Source organism: Aeromicrobium endophyticum (assembly GCF_003586285.1).
Classification (GTDB): Bacteria; Actinomycetota; Actinomycetes; order Propionibacteriales; family Nocardioidaceae; genus Aeromicrobium; species Aeromicrobium endophyticum.
The window spans coordinates 607,432-630,013 of record NZ_QUBR01000001.1 but is presented as its reverse complement, the minus strand read 5'-3'; the positions used below and the strand labels follow the sequence as shown (position 1 = coordinate 630,013).

23 protein-coding genes and 2 riboswitches are annotated in these 22,582 nt (G+C 72.3%); of the genes, 9 read left to right on the top strand and 14 right to left on the bottom strand.

The genetic code is table 11. The annotated features are described in order from the left end of the window. Positions 1-40: 40 nt before the first annotated feature. Positions 41-173, bottom strand: a riboswitch (cobalamin riboswitch). A 198-nt stretch (positions 174-371) separates the two neighbouring features. Next, positions 372-1,586 carry a precorrin-6y C5,15-methyltransferase (decarboxylating) subunit CbiE gene (gene cbiE, locus DX116_RS03140; RefSeq protein ID WP_233556549.1) on the top strand — a complete coding sequence of 405 codons (1,215 nt, stop codon included), beginning with the start codon at positions 372-374 and terminating at the stop codon, positions 1,584-1,586. Next, a complete protein-coding gene (gene cobM, locus DX116_RS03135; protein WP_119704099.1) occupies positions 1,583-2,353 on the top strand; it encodes a precorrin-4 C(11)-methyltransferase in 771 nt (256 codons plus the stop codon). The genes cbiE and cobM overlap by 4 nt, the downstream gene beginning before the upstream one ends. Before the next feature lie 6 nt (positions 2,354-2,359). Here cobM and DX116_RS03130 read toward each other — a convergent pair whose 3' ends face one another. Then, positions 2,360-2,929, bottom strand: a complete 570-nt coding sequence (locus tag DX116_RS03130) for a TetR/AcrR family transcriptional regulator (protein ID WP_119702733.1) — start codon at positions 2,927-2,929, stop codon at positions 2,360-2,362. Positions 2,930-3,025: 96 nt separating this feature from the next. Here DX116_RS03130 and DX116_RS03125 point away from each other — a divergent pair, with 96 nt between their 5' ends. Then, positions 3,026-3,739 carry an SDR family oxidoreductase gene (locus DX116_RS03125; protein WP_119704098.1) on the top strand — a complete coding sequence of 238 codons (714 nt, stop codon included), beginning with the start codon at positions 3,026-3,028 and terminating at the stop codon, positions 3,737-3,739. Here DX116_RS03125 and DX116_RS03120 read toward each other — a convergent pair. Both DX116_RS03120 and DX116_RS03115 read right to left on the bottom strand, forming a co-directional pair. Next, positions 3,678-4,262 (bottom strand): mismatch-specific DNA-glycosylase, encoded by a 585-nt coding sequence (locus DX116_RS03120; RefSeq protein ID WP_119702732.1) that lies wholly within the window; start codon positions 4,260-4,262, stop codon positions 3,678-3,680. The two genes, DX116_RS03125 and DX116_RS03120, sit on opposite strands and share 62 nt — an antisense overlap. Before the next feature lie 29 nt (positions 4,263-4,291). Then, positions 4,292-4,861, bottom strand: a complete 570-nt coding sequence (locus DX116_RS03115; protein WP_119702731.1) for a TetR/AcrR family transcriptional regulator — start codon at positions 4,859-4,861, stop codon at positions 4,292-4,294. Between the two features lie 93 nt (positions 4,862-4,954). Here DX116_RS03115 and DX116_RS03110 point away from each other — a divergent pair, with 93 nt between their 5' ends. Beyond that, positions 4,955-5,386: an organic hydroperoxide resistance protein gene (locus DX116_RS03110; protein ID WP_119702730.1), complete on the top strand. Its 432-nt coding sequence runs from the start codon at positions 4,955-4,957 to the stop codon at positions 5,384-5,386. 117 nt (positions 5,387-5,503) lie between these two features. Further along, a complete protein-coding gene (locus tag DX116_RS03105; RefSeq protein ID WP_119702729.1) occupies positions 5,504-6,391 on the top strand; it encodes a LysR family transcriptional regulator in 888 nt (295 codons plus the stop codon). Here DX116_RS03105 and ligD read toward each other — a convergent pair. Both ligD and DX116_RS03095 read right to left on the bottom strand, forming a co-directional pair. Beyond that, positions 6,383-7,315 carry a non-homologous end-joining DNA ligase gene (gene ligD, locus DX116_RS03100; RefSeq protein WP_119702728.1) on the bottom strand — a complete coding sequence of 311 codons (933 nt, stop codon included), beginning with the start codon at positions 7,313-7,315 and terminating at the stop codon, positions 6,383-6,385. The two genes, DX116_RS03105 and ligD, sit on opposite strands and share 9 nt — an antisense overlap. Before the next feature lie 9 nt (positions 7,316-7,324). Continuing rightward, positions 7,325-7,927, bottom strand: coding sequence for a TetR/AcrR family transcriptional regulator (locus DX116_RS03095; RefSeq protein ID WP_119702727.1), 603 nt, complete (start codon positions 7,925-7,927; stop codon positions 7,325-7,327). Positions 7,928-8,004: 77 nt separating this feature from the next. Between DX116_RS03095 and DX116_RS03090 the strand changes: the two genes are divergently transcribed. After that, the gene (locus tag DX116_RS03090) at positions 8,005-10,983 is read left to right on the top strand and encodes a type II toxin-antitoxin system Rv0910 family toxin (protein WP_119702726.1); all 2,979 of its coding nucleotides are present in this window, start codon (positions 8,005-8,007) and stop codon (positions 10,981-10,983) included. 144 nt (positions 10,984-11,127) lie between these two features. Here the strand turns inward: DX116_RS03090 and DX116_RS03085 are convergent, their stop codons facing one another. Continuing rightward, on the bottom strand, positions 11,128-11,943 hold the full coding sequence (locus DX116_RS03085) for an SCO6745 family protein (RefSeq protein ID WP_119702725.1): 816 nt from the start codon (positions 11,941-11,943) through the stop codon (positions 11,128-11,130). Between the two features lie 37 nt (positions 11,944-11,980). Then, positions 11,981-12,817 (bottom strand): SCO6745 family protein, encoded by an 837-nt coding sequence (locus DX116_RS03080; protein ID WP_119702724.1) that lies wholly within the window; start codon positions 12,815-12,817, stop codon positions 11,981-11,983. 56 nt (positions 12,818-12,873) lie between these two features. Between DX116_RS03080 and DX116_RS03075 the strand changes: the two genes are divergently transcribed. Together DX116_RS03075 and DX116_RS03070 are read left to right on the top strand one after the other, a co-directional pair. Next, entirely contained in the window at positions 12,874-13,911 is a 1,038-nt protein-coding gene (locus DX116_RS03075) for an NADP-dependent oxidoreductase (protein WP_119702723.1), read from the top strand. Between the two features lie 7 nt (positions 13,912-13,918). Continuing rightward, positions 13,919-14,671, top strand: coding sequence for a polyprenol monophosphomannose synthase (locus tag DX116_RS03070; protein WP_119702722.1), 753 nt, complete (start codon positions 13,919-13,921; stop codon positions 14,669-14,671). Positions 14,672-14,677: 6 nt separating this feature from the next. Here the strand turns inward: DX116_RS03070 and DX116_RS03065 are convergent, their stop codons facing one another. From DX116_RS03065 to DX116_RS03035, 7 genes are all read right to left on the bottom strand, one after another. Next, the gene (locus tag DX116_RS03065; protein WP_119702721.1) at positions 14,678-16,192 is read right to left on the bottom strand and encodes a precorrin-2 C(20)-methyltransferase; all 1,515 of its coding nucleotides are present in this window, start codon (positions 16,190-16,192) and stop codon (positions 14,678-14,680) included. Beyond that, positions 16,189-16,854: a precorrin-8X methylmutase gene (locus tag DX116_RS03060; RefSeq protein WP_119702720.1), complete on the bottom strand. Its 666-nt coding sequence runs from the start codon at positions 16,852-16,854 to the stop codon at positions 16,189-16,191. Before DX116_RS03060 ends, DX116_RS03065 begins: the two co-directional genes overlap by 4 nt. Continuing rightward, positions 16,851-17,729: a sulfite reductase subunit beta gene (locus DX116_RS03055; protein ID WP_119702719.1), complete on the bottom strand. Its 879-nt coding sequence runs from the start codon at positions 17,727-17,729 to the stop codon at positions 16,851-16,853. Before DX116_RS03055 ends, DX116_RS03060 begins: the two co-directional genes overlap by 4 nt. Before the next feature lie 34 nt (positions 17,730-17,763). Next, complete coding sequence (locus tag DX116_RS03050; protein WP_119702718.1) at positions 17,764-18,159, bottom strand: hypothetical protein; 396 nt, start codon at positions 18,157-18,159, stop codon at positions 17,764-17,766. A 67-nt stretch (positions 18,160-18,226) separates the two neighbouring features. Beyond that, positions 18,227-18,691, bottom strand: a complete 465-nt coding sequence (locus DX116_RS03045; protein WP_119702717.1) for a universal stress protein — start codon at positions 18,689-18,691, stop codon at positions 18,227-18,229. A 104-nt stretch (positions 18,692-18,795) separates the two neighbouring features. Next, positions 18,796-18,981, bottom strand: a complete 186-nt coding sequence (locus DX116_RS03040; protein WP_119702716.1) for a YbdD/YjiX family protein — start codon at positions 18,979-18,981, stop codon at positions 18,796-18,798. Further along, positions 18,978-21,152 (bottom strand): carbon starvation CstA family protein, encoded by a 2,175-nt coding sequence (locus DX116_RS03035; protein WP_119702715.1) that lies wholly within the window; start codon positions 21,150-21,152, stop codon positions 18,978-18,980. The genes DX116_RS03040 and DX116_RS03035 overlap by 4 nt, the downstream gene beginning before the upstream one ends. Positions 21,153-21,325: 173 nt before the next feature. Beyond that, positions 21,326-21,506, top strand: a riboswitch (cobalamin riboswitch). Positions 21,507-21,564: 58 nt separating this feature from the next. On the opposite strand from DX116_RS03035, the gene DX116_RS03030 reads away from it, so the two are divergent. Continuing rightward, positions 21,565-22,569, top strand: a complete 1,005-nt coding sequence (locus tag DX116_RS03030; RefSeq protein ID WP_119702714.1) for an ABC transporter substrate-binding protein — start codon at positions 21,565-21,567, stop codon at positions 22,567-22,569. The last annotated feature ends 13 nt before the right edge of the window (positions 22,570-22,582 follow it).

Here is a 22,582-nt window from a genome sequence, read left to right as displayed (position 1 = left end):
CTCCCGCTCGTCTGCCGACGGACGACGGGCACGGCTGCACCCACCGATCAGGCGCGAGGCCGGTCTTCGGACTTCCGGGGTCTGTGCCTCGGTCACCGCAGCGGGCCCTGTGCCGGATTCTCACCGGCTTCCCGATTCTCCCCTCGCGGGGCACCTCGAGCCTTCTGCCCTCAGCCTAACGGTCGTGGTGCTCGGCGCCCCGAGAGGCGCACTCCGGTCCCCGAGTGGCGCACTCCGGTCCCCGAGCGGCGCACTTTCGTGAGACACGCCGTCTCAGTTTCACCGAACTGCGCCACTCGCGGGGTGGGGGCGGCGGGGTGGGAGCGGACGGGCTCGGGCGGGAGGGCGTGGGCGGGATAGCGTAGATGCCCGTGAGCACACGGGTGACGGTCGTCGGAATCGGCGCGGACGGCTGGTCGGGGTTGAGCGAGACGGCGCGAGAGCTGGTCGACGGGGCCCCGGTGGTGCTGGGCGGCCAGCGGCACCTGGCGATGCTGCCGGACGTCCCGGATCAGATCCGCGAGGCCTGGCCGTCGCCACTGCGCGACGCGCTGCCCGCGCTGCTCGCGAGGTTCGACGGCCACGACGTCGTGGCGCTCGCCTCGGGCGACCCCCTCGTCTCGGGCATCGCGACGACGTTGGTCGAGCTGCTGGGCCGCGAGTCGGTCACCGTCGTGCCCGCACTGTCGTCGGTCGCGCTGGCGCGCGCCCGCATGCGCTGGTCGGCCGAGTCGACCGAGGTCGTGACGCTGGTCGGACGCGACCCGCACCTCGTGGCCCGCTCGCTGGCCCCCGGCCTGCGGCTGCTCGTGCTGTCGTCGGACGGCTCGACCCCGGCCGAGGTCGCCGCGCTGCTCACGGCGGCGGGGTACGGCGCGAGCCCCATGAGCGTCCTGTCCGACCTGGGATCGGCCGACGAGGCCCGCGTCGACGGGGTCGCCGCGTCGTGGCGCGACCAGGCGTCGCCCGACCTCAACGTCATCGCGGTCGAGCTCGCCAGCTCGGGCGCCCGTCCGCTGGGATTCGTCGCCGGCCTGCCCGATGACGCGTTCGAGCACGACGGGCAGATCACCAAGCGGGACGTCCGTGCGTCCGCCCTCGCCCGCCTGGCCCCCGTGCCCGGCCAGCTGCTGTGGGACGTCGGCGCGGGCGCCGGCTCGGTCGGCATCGAGTGGCTTCGAGCCCATCCCACGTGCCGGGCCATCGCGGTCGAGGCGCGCGAGGAGCGCGCGGCTCGCATCGCGCGCAACGCCTCGACGCTGGGCGTCCCGGCCCTGGACGTCGTGACCGGGCGGGCCCCCGAGGCCCTCGACGGTCTGGAGGCCCCGCACGCGATCTTCATCGGCGGAGGTGCGACCGAGGACGGCCTGCTCGACGCGTGCTGGGACGCTCTGCTGCCCGGCGGGCGGCTCGTCGTCCACGGCGTCACCCTCGAGACCGAGTCGCTGCTGGCTCACCGCTACGCCGCGCTGGGCGGCGAGCTGACCCGGCTGCACGTCGAGCACGCCGCACCCATCGGCACCTTCACGGGGTGGACGCCGTCGCGCGCCATCATGCAGTGGGCCGTGACGAAGGCGGCGTCATGACCGTCCACTTCGTGGGGGCCGGGCCGGGGGCGGCTGACCTGTTGACCCTGCGGGCGGTCGCGCTGCTCAACCGGGCGGACGTCTGCGTCTACGCCGGCACCTACATCGACGAGGCCGTGCTGGGTCACTGTCCCGAGGGCGCCGACCTGGTCGACACCCAGCACCTGGACCTCGACCAGATCACGGCGCGGCTCGTCGACGCGCACGCCGCCGGGCACGAGGTCGTCCGGCTGTGCTCGGGCGATCCGTCGATCTACTCGGCGATCCACGAGATGACCAAGCGGCTGGACGCCCACGGGGTGCCGTGGGACGTCACGCCCGGCGTGCCCGCCTACGCCGCCGCAGCCGCGCTGCTGGGGGCCGAGCTGACCGTCCCCGAGGTCGTCCAGTCGGTCGTGCTGACTCGCACCCAGGCGCGGTCGACCGCGATGCCCGAGGGTGAGTCGCTGGCCCACTTCGCAGCCTCCGGGGCGACCCTCGTGCTGCACCTGGCGATCACGCGCACCCGGGTGCTGGCCGACGAGCTCGCCGCGTCGTATGGCGCCGACTGCCCCGTCGCGGTCGTCGCCAACGCGACCCAGCCCAGCGAGGTGGTGCTGCGCGGCACGCTCGGCGACATCGCCGACCAGGTCGAGGCGGCCGGTCTGCGTCAGGCGGCCGTCATCCTGGTCGGGCGAGCGCTGGCACCGGACGTCCGGGGTGCCGAGTCGTACCTCTACGACGCGTCCCGCGACAGGTCGGCCAAGCGCGGCATCACCCGACCGTGACGTCGGTCAGTCGGTGACGCCCTGGGCATCGAGCAGCGTCTCGACGGCGCCAAGGGCGGCGTCCGTGGTGCCTCCGCGGACGACGCTGTAGGCGCAGGCCCCGTCGAACATCATGGTCAGCTGCACGCCGAGCGCCTGCGGGTCGGCCGCGCCGCCCGACCGCGCCTGGTCCTCGAAGAACCGGTTGAGCTCCAGCTTGTACCCGAGCGCCGCGACGTTCGCCGGGTGCTCGCGGTCCTTCAGCTCGGTGGCGACGTTGACGAACGGGCACCCGTGGAAGTCGGGTGAGGCCGACATCTCGCGCACCGAGTCGAACACCGCGAGGATGCGGGCTCGCGGTGTGCGGCCCTCGCTGCTCGACCACGCCGCCGCCAGCCGGCCGGCGCGTGCGCGCAGCATCTCGACGATGACGTCGTCCTTGCCGCCGAAGTGCTGGTACATCGATCGCTTGGAGACCTCGGCGACGGCGCACAGCCGGTCGACGCCGATGTGGATGCCCTCGTCGTAGAACAGCGTCTCGGCCGCGGCGAGCAGCCGCTCGCGGGGTGCGGGCTTCGGGACGGTCGTGGGGGGCATGGATCGAGTCTAGGACGGCGCTTGCCAGAAGTAAACCGATCTGTGTACCGTAGCAGAGTACACAGATCGGTGTACCACTCGACCAAGGATGTCGCCATGACCAGCATCGACCAGCAGATCGCCTTCGTGACCGGAGCCAGCCGCGGGCTCGGAAAGGAGCTGGTGACGCAGCTGCTCGAGCGCGGGGCGCGCAAGGTCTACGCAACGGCACGCGACGCGTCGACGATCAACACGACCGACGGTCGCGTGGTCGCCCTTCAGCTCGACGTGACCGACGCGGGGTCGGTGCGACGCGCCGCCGAGGCCGCGCCCGACGTGACCATGCTGGTCAACAACGCCGGCATCGTGACGGGTGCCCGCGTGCTCGACGTCGACCAGACCGACATCCGTCGCGAGTTCGAGACCAACTTCTTCGGCCCGCTGCAGGTCACGTCGGCGCTCGCCCCCGCGATCGTCGCCAACGGCGGCGGCGTGGTGCTCGACATCCACTCGGCGCTGTCGTGGGTCTCGTTCGGCGGGGCCTACGAGACCACCAAGGCTGCCTTCTGGAGTGCGACCAACGCGTTCCGCCTGGCGCTGGCACCGCAGGGCGTGCAGGTCGTCGGCCTGCACGTGGGCTACATGGACACCGACATGGTCGCTGCGATCGACGCTCCGAAGGCGTCGCCCGTCGACGTGGTCCGCCAGGCGCTCGACGCGATCGAGGCCGGTCAGCTCGAGGTGCTGGCCGACGACGTCAGTCGTCAGGTCAAGGCGGGGCTGAGCGCCCCGATCGAGGCGATGTACCCGCAGGTGGCGCCGGCGGTCTGACCGGGCGGGCGAGCCGGGGTCGGCTCTCCGTGACGAGGGACGCCAGCTCGGCCCACCAAGAGAGTCGGTCGGGGCGTCCCCCGTGGTCACGTCGCTGGTTCGCCCCACTGCTGCTGGGCAGGACGAAGGCGTGCGCCCCTGCGAGCGTCCAGCGCTGGCGTCCGAGCGACGGGCGGGGCTCGCCCAGGGCTCGGGCCACGGCGTCGGCACCGACGCGGCCGTTGAAGGCGACCCATCCGGGACCGACCTGCTCGAGCACGCGGAGCAACCCGGCGACGTCGAAGGGGTCGGGGGGCGGGAGCCGCTTGACCAGGTCGACGAGCCCGACGCCGTGCCGGGTCAAGAGGGCCTCGTCGTCCGGCCGGAGCAGCGCGGTCGTCAGTCCGCTGTCGTGCAGGAGCCTCCACGCGGCGTCGCCGCGCTGCGCGTAGTGGTGCCCGCGCTCGGCGGCGCACGGTCCGACCGCCGTGCCGCACAGCACGAGGTCGAGCCCGGGCTCCCAGACGTCCGCCAGCACTCTCACGGGTGGGACGTACCCACGGAGGTGCGCGGCTACCGGCCCATGATCGAGCGGGCGGCGGTCGTGAGCTCGTCGGCGACCTGCTGGGGGGCGAGCCCGAGGTAGCCCGACACCATCGCGCCGTCGCGCAGCATCATGATCTGCTCGGCCCGCGACGCCGCGTGCTCGACGCCGAGCTGGTCGAGCAGCTCGCGCACCTGGCCCGTGAGCCACGCCCGGTGCTCGCGGATGATCGTCCGGCCGGGGTGGTCGGGGTCGGTGATCTCGGCCGCGGCGTTGATGAACGGGCATCCGCGGAAGCCGGGCGTGCACGCGGCCACGCCGACCACCGAGGCGTACCAGCGCAGCACCGCCGCGGGATCGTCCGGCAGCTCCTCGCGCTTGGCCGACACGGCGTCGCGCTCGTCCTCGGCCCGCACGGCGACGTAGGCCGCGACGAGGTCGTCCTTGGTCGGGAAGTGGCGGTAGAACGTCACCTTCGAGACGTGGGCGGCGGCGATCAGCTTGTCGGCGCTGACGGCGCGGATGCCGTCGGAGTAGTACAGCTCGACCGCTGCGTCGAGGATGCGTTCGCGGACCGGCTTCATCTCAATGACGCTCATGGCGCTCCTCTCAGGGGTGGGGTGCTCGGGCTTGGCTGCCTGTGCCACCATGTAGACGTACTAGTCAGTCTACGTCATTTCGAGGAGCATGCCATGCCTGAGTCCATCGCCTACACCGCTGTCGCCACGTCCGACGGCGACGGCCGCAACGGTCACGTCCGCTCGAACGACGGTCTGATCGACACCGACGTCCGCGCGCCCAAGGAGATGGGTGGTGCCGGCGGTGCGACTAACCCCGAACAGCTGTTCGCCGCGGGCTACGCCGCGTGCTTCCACTCCGCGCTGAAGGCCACGAGCAAGGTGCACGGCGTCGACGTCGTCGACTCGGCCGTCACGGCCGAGGTGGGCATCGGCCCCGACGGCAAGGGCGGCTTCGAGCTGGCCGTGACGCTGCACGTCGAGCTCGGCGGCGGCGTCTCGCAGGAGGACGCGCAGAAGGCCGTCGAGGTCGCGCACCAGGTGTGCCCCTACTCGAACGCCACCCGCGGCAACGTCGACGTCAAGCTCGAGGTCGAGACCGCCTAGGTCTCCCGCCCCGGCTGTCCTGCCCGTGAGTCGATCGCCGACTCACGGGCAGATGTGCGAGATACGCTATGCCGTGCGTGGTGCGTCGGCGCACTTTCTCATGCTGGGAGCACATCGATGGATCTTCGTGTCCTGCGCAACTTCGTGGTCGTCGCGCGCACGGGGTCGGTGAGTCGCGCCGCCGACGAGGTGCTCATCACCCAGCCCGCGCTGTCGCGCCAGATGCAGTCGCTCGAGGCCGAGCTCAAGGTCGACCTGTTCGAGCGGTCGCGAGGTCGTCTCGCCGTGAGCGCATCGGGCCGCGAGCTGTTGCCGCACGTCGTCGAGCTGCTGGCCGCCGACGACCGTCTGCGGTCGGTCGCCCGGTCGCTGTCAGCGGGACGACTCGACCAGATGACGATCGCGGCGCCCGCCACGACCGAGGCGGACGTCATCGCGCCGTTCGTCGCCACCCTGGGCCTGTCCGACCCGGTGCCGAGCATCGTCGACCTCGCCGGGCTCAGCGACAGCGCCGCCCTGGGCTCGGGAGCCGACCTCGTCGTCGGCGGAGATCCGCGGAGCCAAGGGCTCTCCCGCATCCGGCTGTGCGAGCTGCCGGTCTGGGCCTACGTGCCCGCCTCGCACGCGTGGTCGTCGCGCACGTCGGTGACGGTGGCCGAGCTGAGTGCCCAGCCGATCCTGGCGCTGGCGCCGCCGTTCCGGGCCCGTCGCATCCTCGACGACGTCGCCCGCGAGCACGACCTGCTGCTGGCGGACGTCATCGAGTGCACGGGCCCGCAGATCGCCCAGGCGCTCGCGGCGGCGGGCCGCGGCGTCGCGGTGCTGACCGACGACCCACGCTTCGACCTGCACGCGCTGCAGATCATGGGGCGCGACGGCCCGATCACCACGACCCTGACGGCCTCGTGGTCGCCCACCCACCACGCCGCCGGCGCCCTGCGCGACGTGGCCACGCGCCTGCAGGCGTTCTGCGTGTCGCGGTACGGGACCAGCTCCTCAGGGTGAGCCGTCGGCGTCGTCGCGGTCGGCCCACTCGAGCAGCGGCGCGAGGTCGAACGGGGCGTCGTCGATCGAGGCGTGCAGGTCGCCGATGCGCGCCAGCCGCTCCGGCACCGTCGCGATCGTGAAGTCGTGCGGATCGAGGTCGTCGATCTCGTGCCACTCGACCGGCGTCGACACGCGGCCGTCGGCGAAGCCCCGCACCGAGTACGCCGCGGCGATCGTGTGGTCGCGGGCGTTCTGGTTGTAGTCGACGAACACCTGCGACGGATCGCGGTCCTTGCGCCACCACGCGGTCGTCACCTCGTCGGTGCGCCGCTCGACCTCGTGCGCGAACGCCAAGGCAGCGCGGCGGACGTCGTCGAAGCCGTGGTCGGGCGGGATGCGCACGTACACGTGCAGCCCCGACCCGCCGGACGTCTTCGGGAACCCGGTGGCACCCAGCTCGTCCAGCACCTCGTGGACGACGTGCGAGACGCGTTGCACCGTGGCGAAGTCGCAGGCGTCGCCTGGGTCCAGGTCGATGCGCCACTCGTCGGGTTGCTCGACGTGACCGCGGCGGCTGTTCCAGGGGTGGAACTCGACGGTCGACATCTGCACCGCCCAGATGACCGCGGCGACCTCGGTGACGCACACCTCGTCGACGTCGCGATCGAACCGGGGGAAGTGGATGCTCACGGTCTCGAGCCACGGAGGCGCCCCGTTCGGCACCTTCTTCTGGTGCACCTTCTCGCCGTCGACGCCCTTGGGGAAGCGGTGCAGCATGCACGGTCGCTCGTACAGGGCGTTGACCAGCGGCTCGCCGACGGCGAGGTAGTACTCGACGAGGTCGAGCTTGGTCCAGCCGTGGTCGGGGAAGTACACGCGGTCGGGGTTGGACACGCGCACGGTGCGTCCACCGACCTCGATCTCGACCGCGGGTGATGCCATGGATCCACGCTAGACCCAGTCACCGGCTCCCGCCTGGCCCAGCAGCACGGGGATCGCGCGACGCCACCGGTCGAGCAGCACCTGCTGCGTGCCGCCGTCGCCGAGCAGCGTCGTCATCGCCGAGCCCGTCAGCAGGTCGATCGTGAACTGCACCAGCGTCGGCACGCGGGGATCGTCGTCGGCGACCACGGCGGCGACGGCGCGGTGCACCGCCTCGAACACCGTCCGCTCGACGGGTGCCAGGGCCGCGCGCAGGTCGGGATCGGTGCGCGCTGCGACCCACAGCTCGAGGACGGCCAGGAACGCGGGGCTCTGCAGGTCGCGCCACACCAGGTCGACCGCGGCGTCCCACCCGCCGGTGCCTGGCGCTTCGGCCAGGACGTGCAGCCGCCGGCTCGCGACGTCCTCGACCACCGCGACCAGCAGGTCGGCGCGGTGCGGGAAGTGGTGCAGCAGCGTGCCGCGGGCGACGCCGGCACGCTCCTGGACCCGCGAGATCGTCGTCGCCGCGTAGCCCAGCTCGATCAGCGACGCGACGGTCGCATCGACGACGCGGGTGCGGGTCGCGGCCGAGCGCTCCTGCTGCGTGCGACGGGGCGACGGGGTCGGCATGGTCACACCTTGCCAGACGGTCGGCGGTCGGCGAGACTTCTCACGCCACAAACAGTCCGATCGTACGGAAAGTTGCCATGAGCCCGAAGAAGTCCGTCCGCCGCCGCGCCCAGCAGGTCACCGGGACGGCGTCCGCCTTGGCCGGGATGGCCCGCAACCCCGAGACGCGCAAGGCGTTGTTGGGGACTCTGCCTTTCGACAGGCTCAAGGGGCGGGGCGCCGGCACGGGGCGGGACGGCTCCGACGTCGTGGCGTCGGTGGAGATCGTCGCACCCGAGGGGCTGGACGACTACGGGCGTCGCAGCGTCGCGGTGGCGTCGTCGCCGACACCGGCGACCGAGCTGGTCGCGGCCCTGGTCGACTTCTCGCGCGCCCCCGACTGGTTCTCGCTGCACTCGGCCTGGCGAGGTGACCCACCCGGAGTCCTGCGGCCCGGCAGCACCTTCGCGCAGCAGATCCTGCTGATGGACATCCCGGCCGAGGTGCGCTGGACCGTCGAGACCGTCACCCGCACGGGCCTGTCGCTGCGCGGCACCGGGCCGATGGGCATCGTGCTGGGCCTGTGGTGCACCGTCGCCCCCGACGGATCGGGCTCGGTCGTGCGGGTCGACGTCGGCATGGACGGCCCCCCGCTGCGGGGCCCCATCGGCACCACGGTCGTGCGCAGCATCGACGCCGCGCTCGCCGCGTCGGTGGCCCGCCTCGCAGGTCTGGCAAGTGGCGGCTCGCGGCCTGGCTGGACGGTGCGCGACGAGCCCGTGCGGCACGAGGCGACCGGCGTGGTGCTCGACCCGACCACCCCGGTCGTCGTGGGCGTCGGTCAGGTCGTCCAGCACGTGGCCGACCCCGACTGCGACCCAGTCGCACTGGCGGCGCGGGCCCTCCGGTCGGCTGCCGACGACGCCGGACCGGGAGAGGCCCTGCTGCAGGCGGCCGATGCCGTCTACGCCGTCCCGAGCGCGTCGTGGACGTACCGCGACCAGGCGGCCCTCGTGGCCGAGGCGGTGGGCGCGACGCCGGGCGAGCGCGTGCAGTCGACCCCTTACGGCGGCGACGGCTCGCAGCTGCTGGTCAACGAGGCCGCAGCCGCGATCGTCAGCGGACGCTCGCGCATCGTGCTGGTCGCCGGTGCCGAGGCGGGCTCCACGCTGGCGGCGCTGCAGAAGGACGGACGGACGCCGCAGTGGCCCGAGCAGGACGCCGACGCGGCGCCCGACCGGGTCGTCGGCGTCGACCGCGTCGCCAACCACGAGGCCGAGACCGCCGTCGGGCTCGGCGCCCCCGTGTTCATGTACTCGCTGATGGAGTCGGCGGTGCGGCGGCGCCTCGGCCACGACGTCGCGACGCACCGGGCAGCGATCGCGCGCCTGTGGTCGGGGTTCTCGCGCATCGCCGCGGCCAACCCGTTCGCGTGGAGCCCGACCGCCGTCGACCCGGACGAGCTGGCGACGCCGACGCCTGGCAACCGCGCGATCAGCGAGCCGTACACCAAGCTGATGTGCGCCAACCTGCAGGTCGACCTGGCGTCGGGGCTGATCGTGACGAGCGTTGCCGCCGCACACGCGGCGGGCATCCCGCAGGAGAAGTGGGTCTTCGTGCTGGCTGGTGCGTCGGCCAGCGACGAGTGGTTCGTCTCGCAGCGTGCCGACTTCTCGCGGTCGCCGGCGATCCGCGCCGCGGGGCGGGCCGCGCTCGACCACGCCGGGCTGACGATCGACGACGTGCGCCACGTGGATCTCTACTCGTGCTTCCCGGCCGCGGTGCAGATCGCGGCGGACGCGCTCGACCTGCCCGTCGACGACCCGGGCCGTCCGCTGTCGGTCACGGGCGGGCTGACGTTCGCCGGCGGGCCCGGCAACGGCTACGGCAGCCACGCGATCGCCACGATGGTGCCGATCCTGCGCGACGACCCGATGAGCACGGGCCTGTCGACGTCGCTCGGGTGGTACGCCACCAAGCACGCGGTGGGGCTCTACTCGGCCACGCCGCCCGACACGGCCTTCGCCCACCTGCGTCCGATGGTGGAGCGGCCGCCGGCGCGCCGGGTGCTGCGCCGGTACGAGGGCGACGTCGTGGTGGAGGCGACGACGGTCCCGTACGGCCGCGACGGCGCCCCGGAGGCGGCGATCCTCAGCACGCTGACCTCGGACGGCGACCGCGTGCTGGTGCGTACCGATGACGCTGACGTCCTCGCGCTCGTGCTGGAGGGTGACCCGGTCGGGCGCACGGTGCGTCTGGTCGGCGGCGCCGTCGAGGTGCTGGACGACGACGTCCGCGCGCTGCCCGACCCTCCGCGTCCCTCGGTCGTGGTCGAGCGTGAGGGTGCCGTCGCCGTCGTGACGCTCGACCGGCCCGAGGTGCGCAACGCGATCGACGTCCGCACCGCCACCGCGCTCGAGCAGGCGATCGACGACGCCGAGGCCGACGTGACGATCCGCGCGATCGTGCTGACGGGCGCCGGGGGAACGTTCTGTGCCGGCATGGACCTCAAGGCCGCCGCCCGTGGAGAGCTCCCCGTGACCGAGCGGAGGGGGCCGCTCGGCCTGACGGGCCAGCCGCCGACCAAGCCGCTGATCGTCGCGATCGAGGGCAGCGCGCTCGCCGGCGGGTGCGAGCTCGCCCTGGCCGCCGACCTGGTCGTCGCAGCCGACGACGCCGTGCTGGGCATCCCCGAGGTGCGCCGCGGCCTGATCGCGGCGGCGGGCGGTGTGGCGCGGCTGCGCGACCGGCTGCCCCGCAACATCGCGATGGAGCTGACGCTGCTGGGCGAACCGATGTCGGCCGGGCGCCTGGCCGAGCTGGGCCTGGTCAACCGCGTCGTCGCACCGGGCACGGCCCTCGAGGTCGCCCTGGGTCTCGCGCACCAGATCGCGGCCAACGCCCCGCTCAGCGTCGCGGTCGGCAAGCAGATCGTCGACGAAGCGCCGGGCTGGAGCCCGGACGAGGCCTTCGAGCGCCAGAGCGTCATGGCCTCGCCGGTGATCCTGTCCGACGACTCCCGCGAGGGCGTCGCAGCCTTCGCGGAGGGACGCGAGCCCGTCTGGACGGGCCGCTGACCCCACCCCCGCGGGGATGTCATCACGGATGCTGCATCGCAGGTACTGATGTGATGACGTCCCCAGAGGACTGTCGGGACGTCATCACGTCGGTCGCGACCTAGGTACTGATGTGATGACGTCCGGAAGCCGCCGAGCGACGGCTCAGTGACCGGTGGGGTCGATGCCTGCCGCGACGATCTGCTTGGACGCCGTCACGGCCAGGTGGGCCACCGATGCCAGGTGCGAGGTGGCCTCGGCGCTGATGCCCGCGGCGGTCGCGCGGTCGGTGTCGGTCTCGATCTGGGTTCGGGCGATGATGCCGGCCTCGGTGATCGCGTCGTCGGCGCCGATCCAGCCCCGCGAGCGCAGCCTCTCGGCCCCGGCCGACCACTCGTCGTCGGTCCAGCCGCGCAGCTGCTGCTGCCCATCCATCGCCATGCCCGCCGCGACCGCCAGGACGTTGGCGGCGACGCCGTCGATGCCGGCGGCGGTCAGCACGGCCAGGTGCGAGTCGCCGCGGTACTCGCGCAGCGCCGAGGCCGCGTGCCAGACCGCGCCGAGGTCGTCTCCCGGCACCGGCAGGGCGACGTGGCCGGCGGCCAGTGGACGCCCGGCCAGGTCGAGACCCGGCAGGCCGGCCTGCAGGCCCGCCGCGAGTACCGACACGTCGACGTCCGCGAAGCCCGGCGCGATCGTCTCGCGAGCCAGCGCGTAGCGGGCGGTCAGGATGTCGTCGCGCGAGGCGAGCTGCCAGGCCGCCGGCAGGGCGCGGTGCACCATGCGCGGCGCGAAGCCGTGGAACGTCGCGACGACGACCTCGGGCGGGGGCGTGCCCAAGGCGACGGCGCGGGATGCGAAGTAGCCCATCCAGGTGCCCTTGAGCCCGACCGCCTCGAACGCGCCCTTCGCGCCGGGGCTGAAGTAGACGACGTGGTGGATGGTCTCGACGGCGTGCCAGAAGCTTCTGCGGAGGGTCACGGCCCCAGTGTGCCTGCCCCCGTGCGCCTGTTCCGGCTCAGGGGCGGGGGACCGCGGTCGGGTTGGGGTACGAGATCGCCCCGGTGTGCTCGAGGGCCCGAGCGAGGCCGACGACGGATGCCTCGACGGTGATCGCGCGGCCCGTCGCCCGCTGGTCGAGGCCGGCGGCGCAGACGCGGTCGGTGGTGTCCTCGATCTGCGCCCGGGCCGCCCGACCGGTGTCGGTGGCCGTCCCGGACGCGTCGACCCAGCCGCGGGTGCCGAGCCGGCCCAGGGCGCGGTCCCACTCGTCGTCGGTCCAGCCGCGGAACGTGCGCTGCTCGGCGGGTGCCAGGCCGGTCGCAACGGCGAGGGCGTTGGCGGCGGCCCCGTCGAGGCCTGCGGCCGTCAGCACCGCGACGTGGCAGTCGCCGCGGTACTCGCGGATGATCGTCGCCGCGTGCCACAGGCGTCCGAGGTCGTCGGCGGGGGCGGGCAGGTCGGCGTGTGCTGCCGCGAGCGGCTTGCCGGCCAGGTCGAGGCCGGCGACCACCTGGGTCAGCTCTCGCGCCACCTGCGCGACGTCGAGGTCGGTCGCGGCGGGCGCGAGGGCGTCGCGAGCCAGCGCCAGGCGGGTGTCGAGGACGTCGTCGCGCGACGCGAGCGCCCACGCGTCCGGTACGGCGCGGCCGATCGGCGACGGGGCGAATCCGTGGAACATGGCCGTGACGAGGTTCGCCGACGGTGTGCCGGCGGCGGCCGAGCGGGACGCGACGTAGCCCATCCAGTAACCCTTGAGCCCGATCGCCTCGTACCGCGCCTTGGCGTCCGGCCGGAAGTAGACGACGTCGTGGATGGCCTCGACCGAGCGCCAGAACGCCCTGCTCTGCGTCATGGCCCCAGTCTCGCCCGTGGAGTCGCCGTGGTCGCGGGTGGGTAGGGTCGGACACGATGACAGACACGACGCACGCCACCCGCATCCTGCTCGCCTCGCGCCCCCACGGCGAGCCCACGTCCGAGAACTTCGAGGTGCAGACCGGGCCGCTGCCCGAGCCCGCGGAGGGCGAGGTGCTGCTGCGCACGATCTACCTGTCGCTCGACCCCTACATGCGCGGACGCATGAGCGCCGCCAAGTCGTACGCGGCCCCGGTCGAGGTCGGCGCGGTCATGGAGGGCGGCACGGTCTCCGAGGTCGTCGAGTCGCGCGATCCCTCGCTCGCGCCGGGCGACTTCGTCCTGGCCTACGGCGGCTGGCAGTCGCACAGCGTCCATTCCGCCGGCCAGGTGCGCAAGCTCGACCCCTCCCGAGCACCCCTCTCCACCGCCGTCGGCGTGCTGGGCATGCCGGGCTTCACGGCCTACGCCGGCCTGCTCGAGATCGGCCGCCCGCAGCCCGGCGAGACCGTCGTCGTGGCCGCCGCGGCCGGGCCCGTCGGCTCGGCGGTCGGCCAGATCGCCCGTCTCAAGGGCGCCCGCGCCATCGGCATCGCCGGTGGTCCCGACAAGGTCGCGTTCCTGCGCGAGATCGGCTTCGACGAGGCCCTCGACCACCGCTCACCCACCTTCAAGGACGATCTCGCCGCCGTCGTGCCGGACGGCATCGACGTCTACTTCGAGAACGTCGGTGGCCACGTCTGGGACGCCGTGCTGCCGCGCCTCAACACCTACGCCCGCGTGCCGGTGTGCGGACTCGTCGCGCACTACAACGACACCGAGCTGCCGCCGGGGCCCGACCGCTCGTCGCGCCTGATGCAGACCATCTTGACCAAGAGCCTGACGGTGCGCGGATTCATCCAGACCGAGTTCGTCAAGACGCACTACAAGGACTTCCAGCGCGACGTCGCGCAGTGGATCGCCGACGGGTCGTTGCAGTACAAGGAGGACGTCGTCGAGGGGCTCGAGAACGCCCCGGAGGCCTTCTTCGGCCTGCTGAAGGGCAAGAGCTTCGGCAAGCTGCTGGTGAGGGTCGGCGACGACCCCACCCTCTGAGGCCCCGATGAGCGACGCGATCGACGCGGACGGTCGCGTCCTCGTCATCGTCCCCACGTACGACGAGCGCGACAACATCGTGTCGATCATCGACCGGACGCTGGCGGCCTCCGAGCGGCACCACGTGCTGGTTGTCGACGACGGCAGCCCCGACGGCACGGGCGACCTGGTTGAGACGATCGCCGCGAGCAACGATCGCGTCGACGTGCTGCACCGCACCGGCAAGCTCGGGCTGGGCTCGGCCTACATCCTGGGCTTCGGCTGGGGGCTCGAGCGTGGCTTCGAGCTGCTGGTCGAGATGGACGCCGACGGCTCCCACGCCCCCGAGTCGCTGCCGGGCATGGTGCAACGCCTCGGCCCCGAGGGCGCGCTGGTCATCGGCTCGCGCTGGGTGAGCGGTGGAGCGGTCGTCGACTGGCCGCTCAGCCGGCAGCTGCTCAGCCGGGGCGGCAACGCCTACGCGCGGCTGGCTCTCGGCATCCACGTCAAGGACGCCACGGCTGGGTTCCGGGTGTACCGCGCAGACGTCCTGCGCCGCATCGACCTGGGGTCGATCGACTCCAAGGGCTACTGCTTCCAGGTCGACATGACGTTGAGGGTCCTCGACGCGGGCGGCTCGATCGTCGAGCACCCGATCACCTTCCGCGAGCGCGAGCGCGGCGAGTCCAAGATGAGCAGGGGCATCGTCGCCGAGGCGATGTGGAAGGTGACGCTGTGGGGCATCGCGCGCCGGTTCAGGCGTCTCGTGCGCCGGCGCTGACGATCCTCAGTCGACGAAGCGCGGCGTCCAGGCCTGACCGGCCGGGGTCGTCCGCGTGCCGCTGGCGCCCACGATGAGCAGGCACTTCATGTCGATCGACTCGGGGTCGAGGTCGCCCAGCGTCGTGACGACCAGCGACTCCTCGGCGCGCCCGACGTCGCGCCCGACGACGACGACGGTCTCGGCAGCACGGTGCTCGAGCAGCACGCGCTGCATGTCGGCCACCTGCGTGGTGCGTGAGCGGGACCGCGGGTTGTAGACCGCCAGGACGAGGTCGGCCTGGGCGACCGCACGCAGTCGCGTCTCGATGAGCTCCCAGGGCTTGAGCCGGTCGGACAGGCTCATGACGGCGAAGTCGCCGCCTATCGGGGCGCCGGCGCGGGCCGCGACGACCTGCACGGCCGACAGGCCCGGCAGCACGCGGATCGGCACCCCTGCGTACGCGGGGTCCTCGGCGGCCTCGAAGACGGCCGCGGCCATGCCGAAGATGCCGGAGTCGCCGCCGGAGACGACTGCGACGCGCTGGCCGTCCAGCGCCAGGTCGAGGGCCGCGCGGGCGCGATCGACCTCGACGGTGTTGCCCGAGGCGTGACGGGTGAGGCCCTCGCGCTGCGGCACGCGGTCGACGTAGGGGGCGTAGCCGATGACGTGCTCGACCTCGGCGAGCGCCTCGGCGACCTCGGGGGTGATCCACCGGTCGGGCCCGGGGCCGAGCCCGACGACGAGCACCTCCGCGGCGGTTGCTCCTCGAGCCTGTCGAAAGGACGTCCCTTCGACAGGCTCAGGGAGCGCTCGGCGGGGCTTGGTGTCGCCGGGGACGACGATGAGCGAGAAGTACGGCACCGAGGTCGGGTCGACGTCGGCGACCGGCATCCACCGCTGCTCGGGCATCGAGGCGCGCTCGACGTAGAGCGCGCCGTCGAGGCGGCCGGCCTGGCGCAGGGCCGAGACGACGGCCGGGAACGTGCGACCCAGCTTCATGATGATGGCGCCGTCGGTGTCGGCCAGGCGGCGCGCGAGCTCGGGCTCGGGCAGCGTGCCCGGCAGGATCGTCAGGACGTCGGTCAGCCGCACGAGCGGCGACGCGACTGCCGCGGTCGCGGCGGCGAAGGCCGGCACACCGGGCACGACCTCGGTCTCGAACCGGTCGGCGAGACGGTCGTGCATGTACATGTACGAGCCGTAGAACAGCGGATCGCCCTCGGCCAGGATGACGACGTCGCGACCCGCCTCGAGATGGTCGCCCAGCCGCGTGGCGCACTCCTCGTAGAACTCGGCCATCGCACCCGCGTAGCCGCCGGGGTGATCGGTGGTGCCGGTCGTGACGGGGTACTGCAGTACCTCCTCGACGACGTCGGCGGGGAACAGCCCGACGGCGATGCGGCGGGCGTTCGACTGCTTGCCGACGCCCTGGTGGTAGGCGATGACGTCGGCCGACTCGATCAGCCGGGCGGCCTTCAGCGTGATCAGCTCGGGATCGCCGGGCCCGAGCCCGACGCCCCAGAGACGTCCGGCGCTCACTCCTTCTCCTGCGCGAGGGCGTTGATCGCCGAGGCGGCCATCGCCGATCCGCCGCGTCGTCCGCGCACCGTCAGGAACGGGAGGTCGAGCCGGCTGTCGACCTCGACGAGGGCCGCGAGCGCGTCCTTCGACTCCGCGGCGCCGATGAAGCCAACCGGCGTGCCGATGATCGCGGCGGGCCGGGGAGCGCCGTCGAGCAGCATCTCGAGCAGGTGGAACAGCGCGGTGGGCGCGTTGCCGAACGCGACGACGGCACCCTCCAGGTGCTCCTCCCACAGCGAGACGGCGGCGGCGGAGCGGGTCGTGCTCCACGCCGCGGCCAGCCCGGGCACGCGCTCGTCGCGCAGGAAGCACATGACGTCGTTGTCCTTGGGCAGGCGGGCGCGGGTGACGCCGGACGCGACCATCGTGGCGTCGGTGATGATCGGGGCGCCCGACTGCAGGGCGCCGCGGGCGGCGGTGACGAGGTGGTCGTGGATCACCAGGTCGGAGGTCAGGTCGACCTGGCCGCACGCGTGGACCATCCGCACTGCCACCTTCTCGGCATCGGCCGGCAGGTGCGACAGATCGGCCTCGGCGCGGATCGTGGCGAAGGAGTCGACGTAGATGGCGCCGCCGTCGTCGACGTAGTCGAAGTGGCGCGAGGGTCGTGTGAGGGTCACTCGGTCTCCAGGTCGGGGATGATGATGCTGCGCCACGGGGTCACGACGACCTCGTCGGCCCAGTGCAGGGCCATGGCGTCGACGAGGTCGCGGGTCAGCAGGCCGTCGGGGACGTCCAGGTGGATGGCCTCGGTGCCGTCCTCCTGCGCGATCATGCCGTGCGGCAGGGGGAGCGAGCGGACGTGGGTGCGTGCGTCGCGGGCGAACGGCCTCGCCACGAGCTCGGCGCCGTGTCGCGGCAGCTCGTCGACGTGCCACGCCGCGGTGTCTCCCGATCCGGCCGACGCGACGAAGGCCAGGGCGAGGTCTACGAGGGCCGGTGCGGCGTCGTCGAGCGGGACGACGGGCCCCCACAGCGTGGCGCCGATGCGCAGCTGGACGTGCCCCGCGTCGACCGCCGTCGCACCGAGGTCGAGGCTGCGGTGGCCGACGTCGCCCCGGCCGTCGTCGAGCACGAACAGGAAGCGGCCGGCGAGCCGCGACAGCTCGGGCTCGGCGCACATCAACCGGTCGAGCAGGCGGGCCGTCGGGCGCAGGTCGGCCAGGCCTCCGGCGCGACCGGTCAACGGCGACACCATGATGTTGCGCACCAGCTCGTGGCTGGGCGAGGGCAGGAAGCCCGCCTCGCCGAGCGCCTCGACGAGGTCGGCCGGGACGCAGCCGTCGTGGTGCGGGATGCCTCGCAGCTGCAGGTTGGTGCGCTTGGTCAGCAGCACGGTGCCGTCGGCGTGCTGCTCGGCGATCTCGACCAGGCGCGACAGAGCCGTGGTGGGCAGGGCGCCGCCCACGAGCCGCAGCCGGACGATCGCGCCGTCGTCGGCGATCCACGGGCGCAGCACCCCGGGGCAGCGGTCGGCGTGGGTGCGCGAGGTCATCCGGTCATGATTTCACGCGGCGGCGACGGGTGCGTCAGTCGCCTGTCGCCTCATCGGACGACGTCAGTCGACCCCGGGCGCGCGCGACGCGGGCCTTGACCCGCTTGGCCTCGTGCTCCTCGGACGTCACGGCGGCACTGAGGTCGGCGTCCTTGAGCAGCACGGGCAGCTCGACGTCGACCGGTGGGTAGGCCTCGACGGGCTCGCCGTGGGCCAGCACGACGTGGACGGGCTCGCCGGCATGGATGAGGCGGACGACCGAGCCCTCGACGACGGTCGCAGCCTTCGCGAACGCCTTGCGGCGCTGCAGCTGCGTCTGCGCCTTCTTGGCGGCGATCTCGGCGGCCGGCCGCCCGGCCTTGTCCCAGGCGACCTTGGCCTGCGGGCCGTACTTGACCGCCTTCTTGGCAGCGGGACCGATCCAGCTCAACGGGACTCCTCAGGTGGTGGTGCCGCCATCGTCCCACCGGACGTCGAGGGTGGCCGATCGGACGGGCTTACTTCTTGCGGGCGGCCTTCTTCGGCTTGGCGCCGGGGCGGACGACCAGCACCGGGCAGGTCGCGCTGTTGAGCACGCGGTGGGCAACCGATCCCATGAGGACGGCTGAGGCCCGCGAGCTCTGGCTCGCCACGACGATCAGGCCGGCGTCCTTGGCCTTGGCGGCCTTGACGATCTCGGAGGCCGGCGATCCGCTGCGGATCTGCTGCGTGACCTTGGGGCCCCAGCCGTCCAGTACCTCGGCCACCTGGGCGGTGGCCGCCTGGGCGGCGGTGCGGAAGGAGAGCTCCTCGATGTCCTTGTGCCCGCTGTCGCTCTCGGTGGCGAACGGCACGGCTGCGAGCGGGCTGATGACCGCCAGCACGCTGACCGAGGTGACCGACTCCGGATCGGCGAACGAGCGCAGGTACTGGGCGGCGTTGAGCGACTGCTTCGATCCGTCGGTGGCGATGACGACGTGCATGGTGGTCCCCCTAGGGCCGAACGGTGAGTCGAACGATGGGTCGATCAGGCGAGGTCGTCCGCCCATGGTTGCGTCGACCACGGATCACCGCAACCCCTGTCTCGTCAGCAGCAGCGGGCCATCGGGGCGTGCTCCACCTGGTCGGCGCGATGACGCTCGAACTCCCTGCGGCTCGCGGGCGTGACGCCGTCGCGCGCACACGCGGCCAGGTAGTCGTCCCAGCGGGACTCGCCGCTGAACGTCCGCAGGTACCACCGCAGGCCCTGCCAGCCCCGCGCGAGCGCGCTCATCGTCCGCTCCTCGCCGGCCGGCGGTCGCGGTGCTCGGCCTCCCACTCCTCGACGGCCCGCTTCTCGTCGGCGGTCGCGATGAAGTCGGCGGGCGCCACGATCTCGGACGGTGTGTGCGGCACCTCGGTGGTGGGCAGGGAGCCGGCGCGGATCGCCCGCACCCAGATGACGACGGCGTTGGCGACCACGATGATCACCAGCACCGCGAACGCCGACTGCAGCACGCCGTTGGTCGTGGAGTTGGTGATGACCTGGTTCATCTGGTCCCGGTCGGCGGCCGGGGCCAGCAGCTCACCGGCGTCGCGGGCATCGCGGTAGCGCGACGCCTGCGCGAAGTAACCGAGTGCCGGGTTGTCGGAGAAGATCTTCTGCCAGCTCGCGGTCATCGTGACGACGAGGTCCCACGCCAGCGGGATGCCGGGCACCCACGCGTAGCGCAGCTTGCCGTGCTTGATCAGCAGCGTGACGCACAACGTCAGGGCGATCGCGGCGAGCAGCTGGTTGGCGATGCCGAACAGCGGGAAGAGCTGGTTGATGCCGCCCAGCGGATCGGTCACGCCGATGTAGAGCATGTAGCCCCATGCGCCCACCGTGATCGCGCTGGCCGACCAGGCGGCGGGACGCCACGAGACGTCGCCGTAGCGCTTCCAGACGTTGCCGATCGTGTCCTGCAGCATGAAGCGCCCGACGCGGGTGCCGGCGTCGACGGCCGTGAGGATGAACAGGGCCTCGAACATGATCGCGAAGTGGTACCAGAACGCCTGCAGGTTGCCGCCGAACGCCTCGTGGAAGACCTGCGAGAGGCCGAACGCCAAGGTCGGTGCGCCACCGGTGCGCGAGACGAGGGTCTGCTCCTCGATCGCGGCGGCTGCTGCGTTGAGCTGGTCCGGCGTGATGGTGTAGCCGAGCGTGCCGACGAACTGGGCCGCGCCCTCGGCCGTCCCGCCGGTCATGGCGGCCGGGGCGTTCATCGAGAAGTACAGCCCCTGGTCGATGACGACGGCGGCGATCAGGGCGCTGATCGCGACGAACGACTCCATCAGCATGCCGCCGTAGCCGATCATGCGGACGTGGCTCTCCTTGCTGATCATCTTGGGCGTCGTGCCCGAGGCGATCAGCGCGTGGAAGCCCGACAGGGCGCCGCAGGCGATCGTGATGAAGACGAACGGGAAGATCTTGCCGGCGAACACCGGCCCGTCGCCGTCGGTCGCGAACGACGTGACGGCGTCGGCCTGCAGCACCGGGGCGGCCACGACGAGCCCGACGGCCAGCAGCACGATGACGCCGACCTTCATGAACGTCGAGAGGTAGTCACGGGGGGTCAGCAGCATCCAGACCGGCAGGATCGAGGCGACGAAGCCGTAGACGACCAGGGCGATGACGAGGTGCTCCTTCGAGATCGTCAGCGCCTCCTCGAGGCCCAGCTGTTCGACGTAGCCGCCGCCGATGATCGCCAGCAGCAGGGCGACGACGCCGATCGCGGTCGTCTCGAGCACGCGTCCGGGCCGCAGGTAGCGCAGGTAGAACCCCATGAACAGCGCGATCGGGATCGTCAGGCCGATCGAGAACACGCCCCACGCCGACTCGGCCAGCGCGTTGACCACGACCAGCGACAGCACCGCCAGGATGATGATCATGATCGCGAAGACGGCGATGAGGGCCGCGGTGCCGCCGACGACGCCGATCTCCTCGCGCACCATCTGGCCGAGGCTCTTGCCGTCGCGGCGCATCGACATGAACAGCACCACCATGTCCTGCACGGCCCCGGCCAGGATGACGCCGACGATGATCCAGATCGTGCCGGGCAGGTAGCCCATCTGCGCGGCCAGCACGGGCCCGACGAGCGGGCCGGCCCCGGCGATCGCCGCGAAGTGGTGGCCGAACAGCACCCGCCGGTCGGTCACCTCGTAGTCGACGCCGTTCTCGAGACGCTCGGCCGGCGTCGCCCGGGTGTCGTCGAGCTCGAGCACCTTCGTGGCGATGAAGCGCGAGTAGAAGCGGTAGGCGATCGCGTACGACGACAGCGCCGCGAACAGGATCCACAGAGCCGAGACGTTCTCTCCGCGCGACAGGGCGAGCACGGCCCAGCACGTCGCGCCGACCACGGCGACGACCGTCCAGATCGCGATGCTCCTGATGCGGCCGCGCGGTGCCGCCGACGTGATGCTCATGATGTGCCCCCGAGGTGTCGATCGTGGTCCGCCGGATCGGACCGTCTCTCACCAGATCACAGGTGTGACGCGCGTCGCCACCCGCGCACGACGAGCGGTCGGTCGGGACGGACGAGCGGTCGGGTGGCGAGGCAGGTGTGACCAGCACCATGTGGATGCCGGCGACTCGCCGCTGCTAGGTTCCGGGTGCCAGTCAACTCAGTGATGAGCCAGGGAACCCGGTGAGAGTCCGGGACTGACGCGCAGCGGTGAGGGTGACGGGCGGAGCACGAGGCCACTGGACCGGAAGGTCTGGGAAGGCGCGCCGCCTGGTTGATCCCGAGTCCGAAGACCTGCTGGCCGCAGACCGACCGGTCGACGTCACCCGCCACCAGGCCTCGCGAACAGGCCTCCGGACCCCGAGAGGGACCTCATGTCATCGCTTCGTCGCACCTCGCCCCTGCCTGCGCTCCTCGCGGGCGTCCTGCTCGTGACCGCCGCGTGCGGCGCCTCGTCGGACGACCCCGACGCGTCCGGCTCGGCCGTCAGCGTCACCAACTGCGGACGCACGGTCGCCCTCGACCGTCCCGCGCAGCGCGCCGTGTCGGTCAACCAGCCGGCCACCGAGCTGCTGCTGACCCTCGGCCTCGCCGACCGCATCGTCGGAGCAGGCCTCGGCGACACGAACGTGCTGCCCGGCCTCGAGAAGGACCTGAAGGGCCTCAACCTGTTCTCCGAAGAGTTCCCGTCGTTCGAGAGCGTCCTCGCGACCGAGCCCGACCTCGTCTACGCGACGTTCGACTTCACCTTCACCGACGAGGGCATCGCCGACCGCAAGAAGTTCGCCGAGCTCGGCATCGACGTCTACCAGTCGCCGAGCGAGTGCGCGGGTCAGGACGCCGAGCAGACGAAGCGGCTGACCCTCGACGACCTCTACGCCGAGATCGGCGACGTCTCGACGCTGTTCGGCGTCGAGCCGCGCGGCGAGGCGCTGGTCTCGGACCTCAAGAAGCGCGCCTCCACGGCAGCCGATGGGCTCGACGCCGACGGCGTGACGATGGCGTGGTGGTACTCGTCGACCAAGACGCCCTACTTCGCCGGCTGCTGCGGTGCGCCCGGCATCATGACGCGCGCCGTCGGCACCACGAACGTCTTCGACGACCTCGACCAGCTGTGGCCCGAGGTGAGCTGGGAGTCGCTCGTCGACAGCGACCCCGACGTCCTCGTGCTGGCCGATCTCACCCGCGGCTCGGAGGGCGACACCGCGGCGGCCAAGATCGCGTTCCTCGAGTCGAACCCGGCCACGCGCGAGCTGACGGCCGTCAAGAACAAGCGATACATCATCCTGCCCGGCACGACGATGGATCCGTCGATCCGCAACGTCGACGGCATCGAGAAGGTCGCCGACGGGCTGCGCGAGCTGGGTCTCGGCTCCTAGCGACCCGTCTCGT

Excerpts from the sequence above, each read along its gene's own strand:
- cobM (WP_119704099.1), top strand. The coding sequence starts at position 1,583 with ATGACCGTCCACTTCGTGGGGGCCGGGCCGGGGGCGGCTGACCTGTTG.
- DX116_RS03130 (WP_119702733.1), bottom strand. The coding sequence starts at position 2,929 with ATGCCCCCCACGACCGTCCCGAAGCCCGCACCCCGCGAGCGGCTGCTC.
- DX116_RS03125 (WP_119704098.1), top strand. The coding sequence starts at position 3,026 with ATGACCAGCATCGACCAGCAGATCGCCTTCGTGACCGGAGCCAGCCGC.
- DX116_RS03115 (WP_119702731.1), bottom strand. The coding sequence starts at position 4,861 with ATGAGCGTCATTGAGATGAAGCCGGTCCGCGAACGCATCCTCGACGCA.
- DX116_RS03110 (WP_119702730.1), top strand. The coding sequence starts at position 4,955 with ATGCCTGAGTCCATCGCCTACACCGCTGTCGCCACGTCCGACGGCGAC.
- DX116_RS03105 (WP_119702729.1), top strand. The coding sequence starts at position 5,504 with ATGGATCTTCGTGTCCTGCGCAACTTCGTGGTCGTCGCGCGCACGGGG.
- ligD (WP_119702728.1), bottom strand. The coding sequence starts at position 7,315 with ATGGCATCACCCGCGGTCGAGATCGAGGTCGGTGGACGCACCGTGCGC.
- DX116_RS03095 (WP_119702727.1), bottom strand. The coding sequence starts at position 7,927 with ATGCCGACCCCGTCGCCCCGTCGCACGCAGCAGGAGCGCTCGGCCGCG.
- DX116_RS03090 (WP_119702726.1), top strand. The coding sequence starts at position 8,005 with ATGAGCCCGAAGAAGTCCGTCCGCCGCCGCGCCCAGCAGGTCACCGGG.
- DX116_RS03080 (WP_119702724.1), bottom strand. The coding sequence starts at position 12,817 with ATGACGCAGAGCAGGGCGTTCTGGCGCTCGGTCGAGGCCATCCACGAC.
- DX116_RS03075 (WP_119702723.1), top strand. The coding sequence starts at position 12,874 with ATGACAGACACGACGCACGCCACCCGCATCCTGCTCGCCTCGCGCCCC.
- DX116_RS03070 (WP_119702722.1), top strand. The coding sequence starts at position 13,919 with ATGAGCGACGCGATCGACGCGGACGGTCGCGTCCTCGTCATCGTCCCC.
- DX116_RS03055 (WP_119702719.1), bottom strand. The coding sequence starts at position 17,729 with ATGACCTCGCGCACCCACGCCGACCGCTGCCCCGGGGTGCTGCGCCCG.
- DX116_RS03045 (WP_119702717.1), bottom strand. The coding sequence starts at position 18,691 with ATGCACGTCGTCATCGCCACCGACGGATCGAAGCAGTCGCTCAACGCC.
- DX116_RS03040 (WP_119702716.1), bottom strand. The coding sequence starts at position 18,981 with ATGAGCGCGCTCGCGCGGGGCTGGCAGGGCCTGCGGTGGTACCTGCGG.
- DX116_RS03035 (WP_119702715.1), bottom strand. The coding sequence starts at position 21,152 with ATGAGCATCACGTCGGCGGCACCGCGCGGCCGCATCAGGAGCATCGCG.
- DX116_RS03030 (WP_119702714.1), top strand. The coding sequence starts at position 21,565 with ATGTCATCGCTTCGTCGCACCTCGCCCCTGCCTGCGCTCCTCGCGGGC.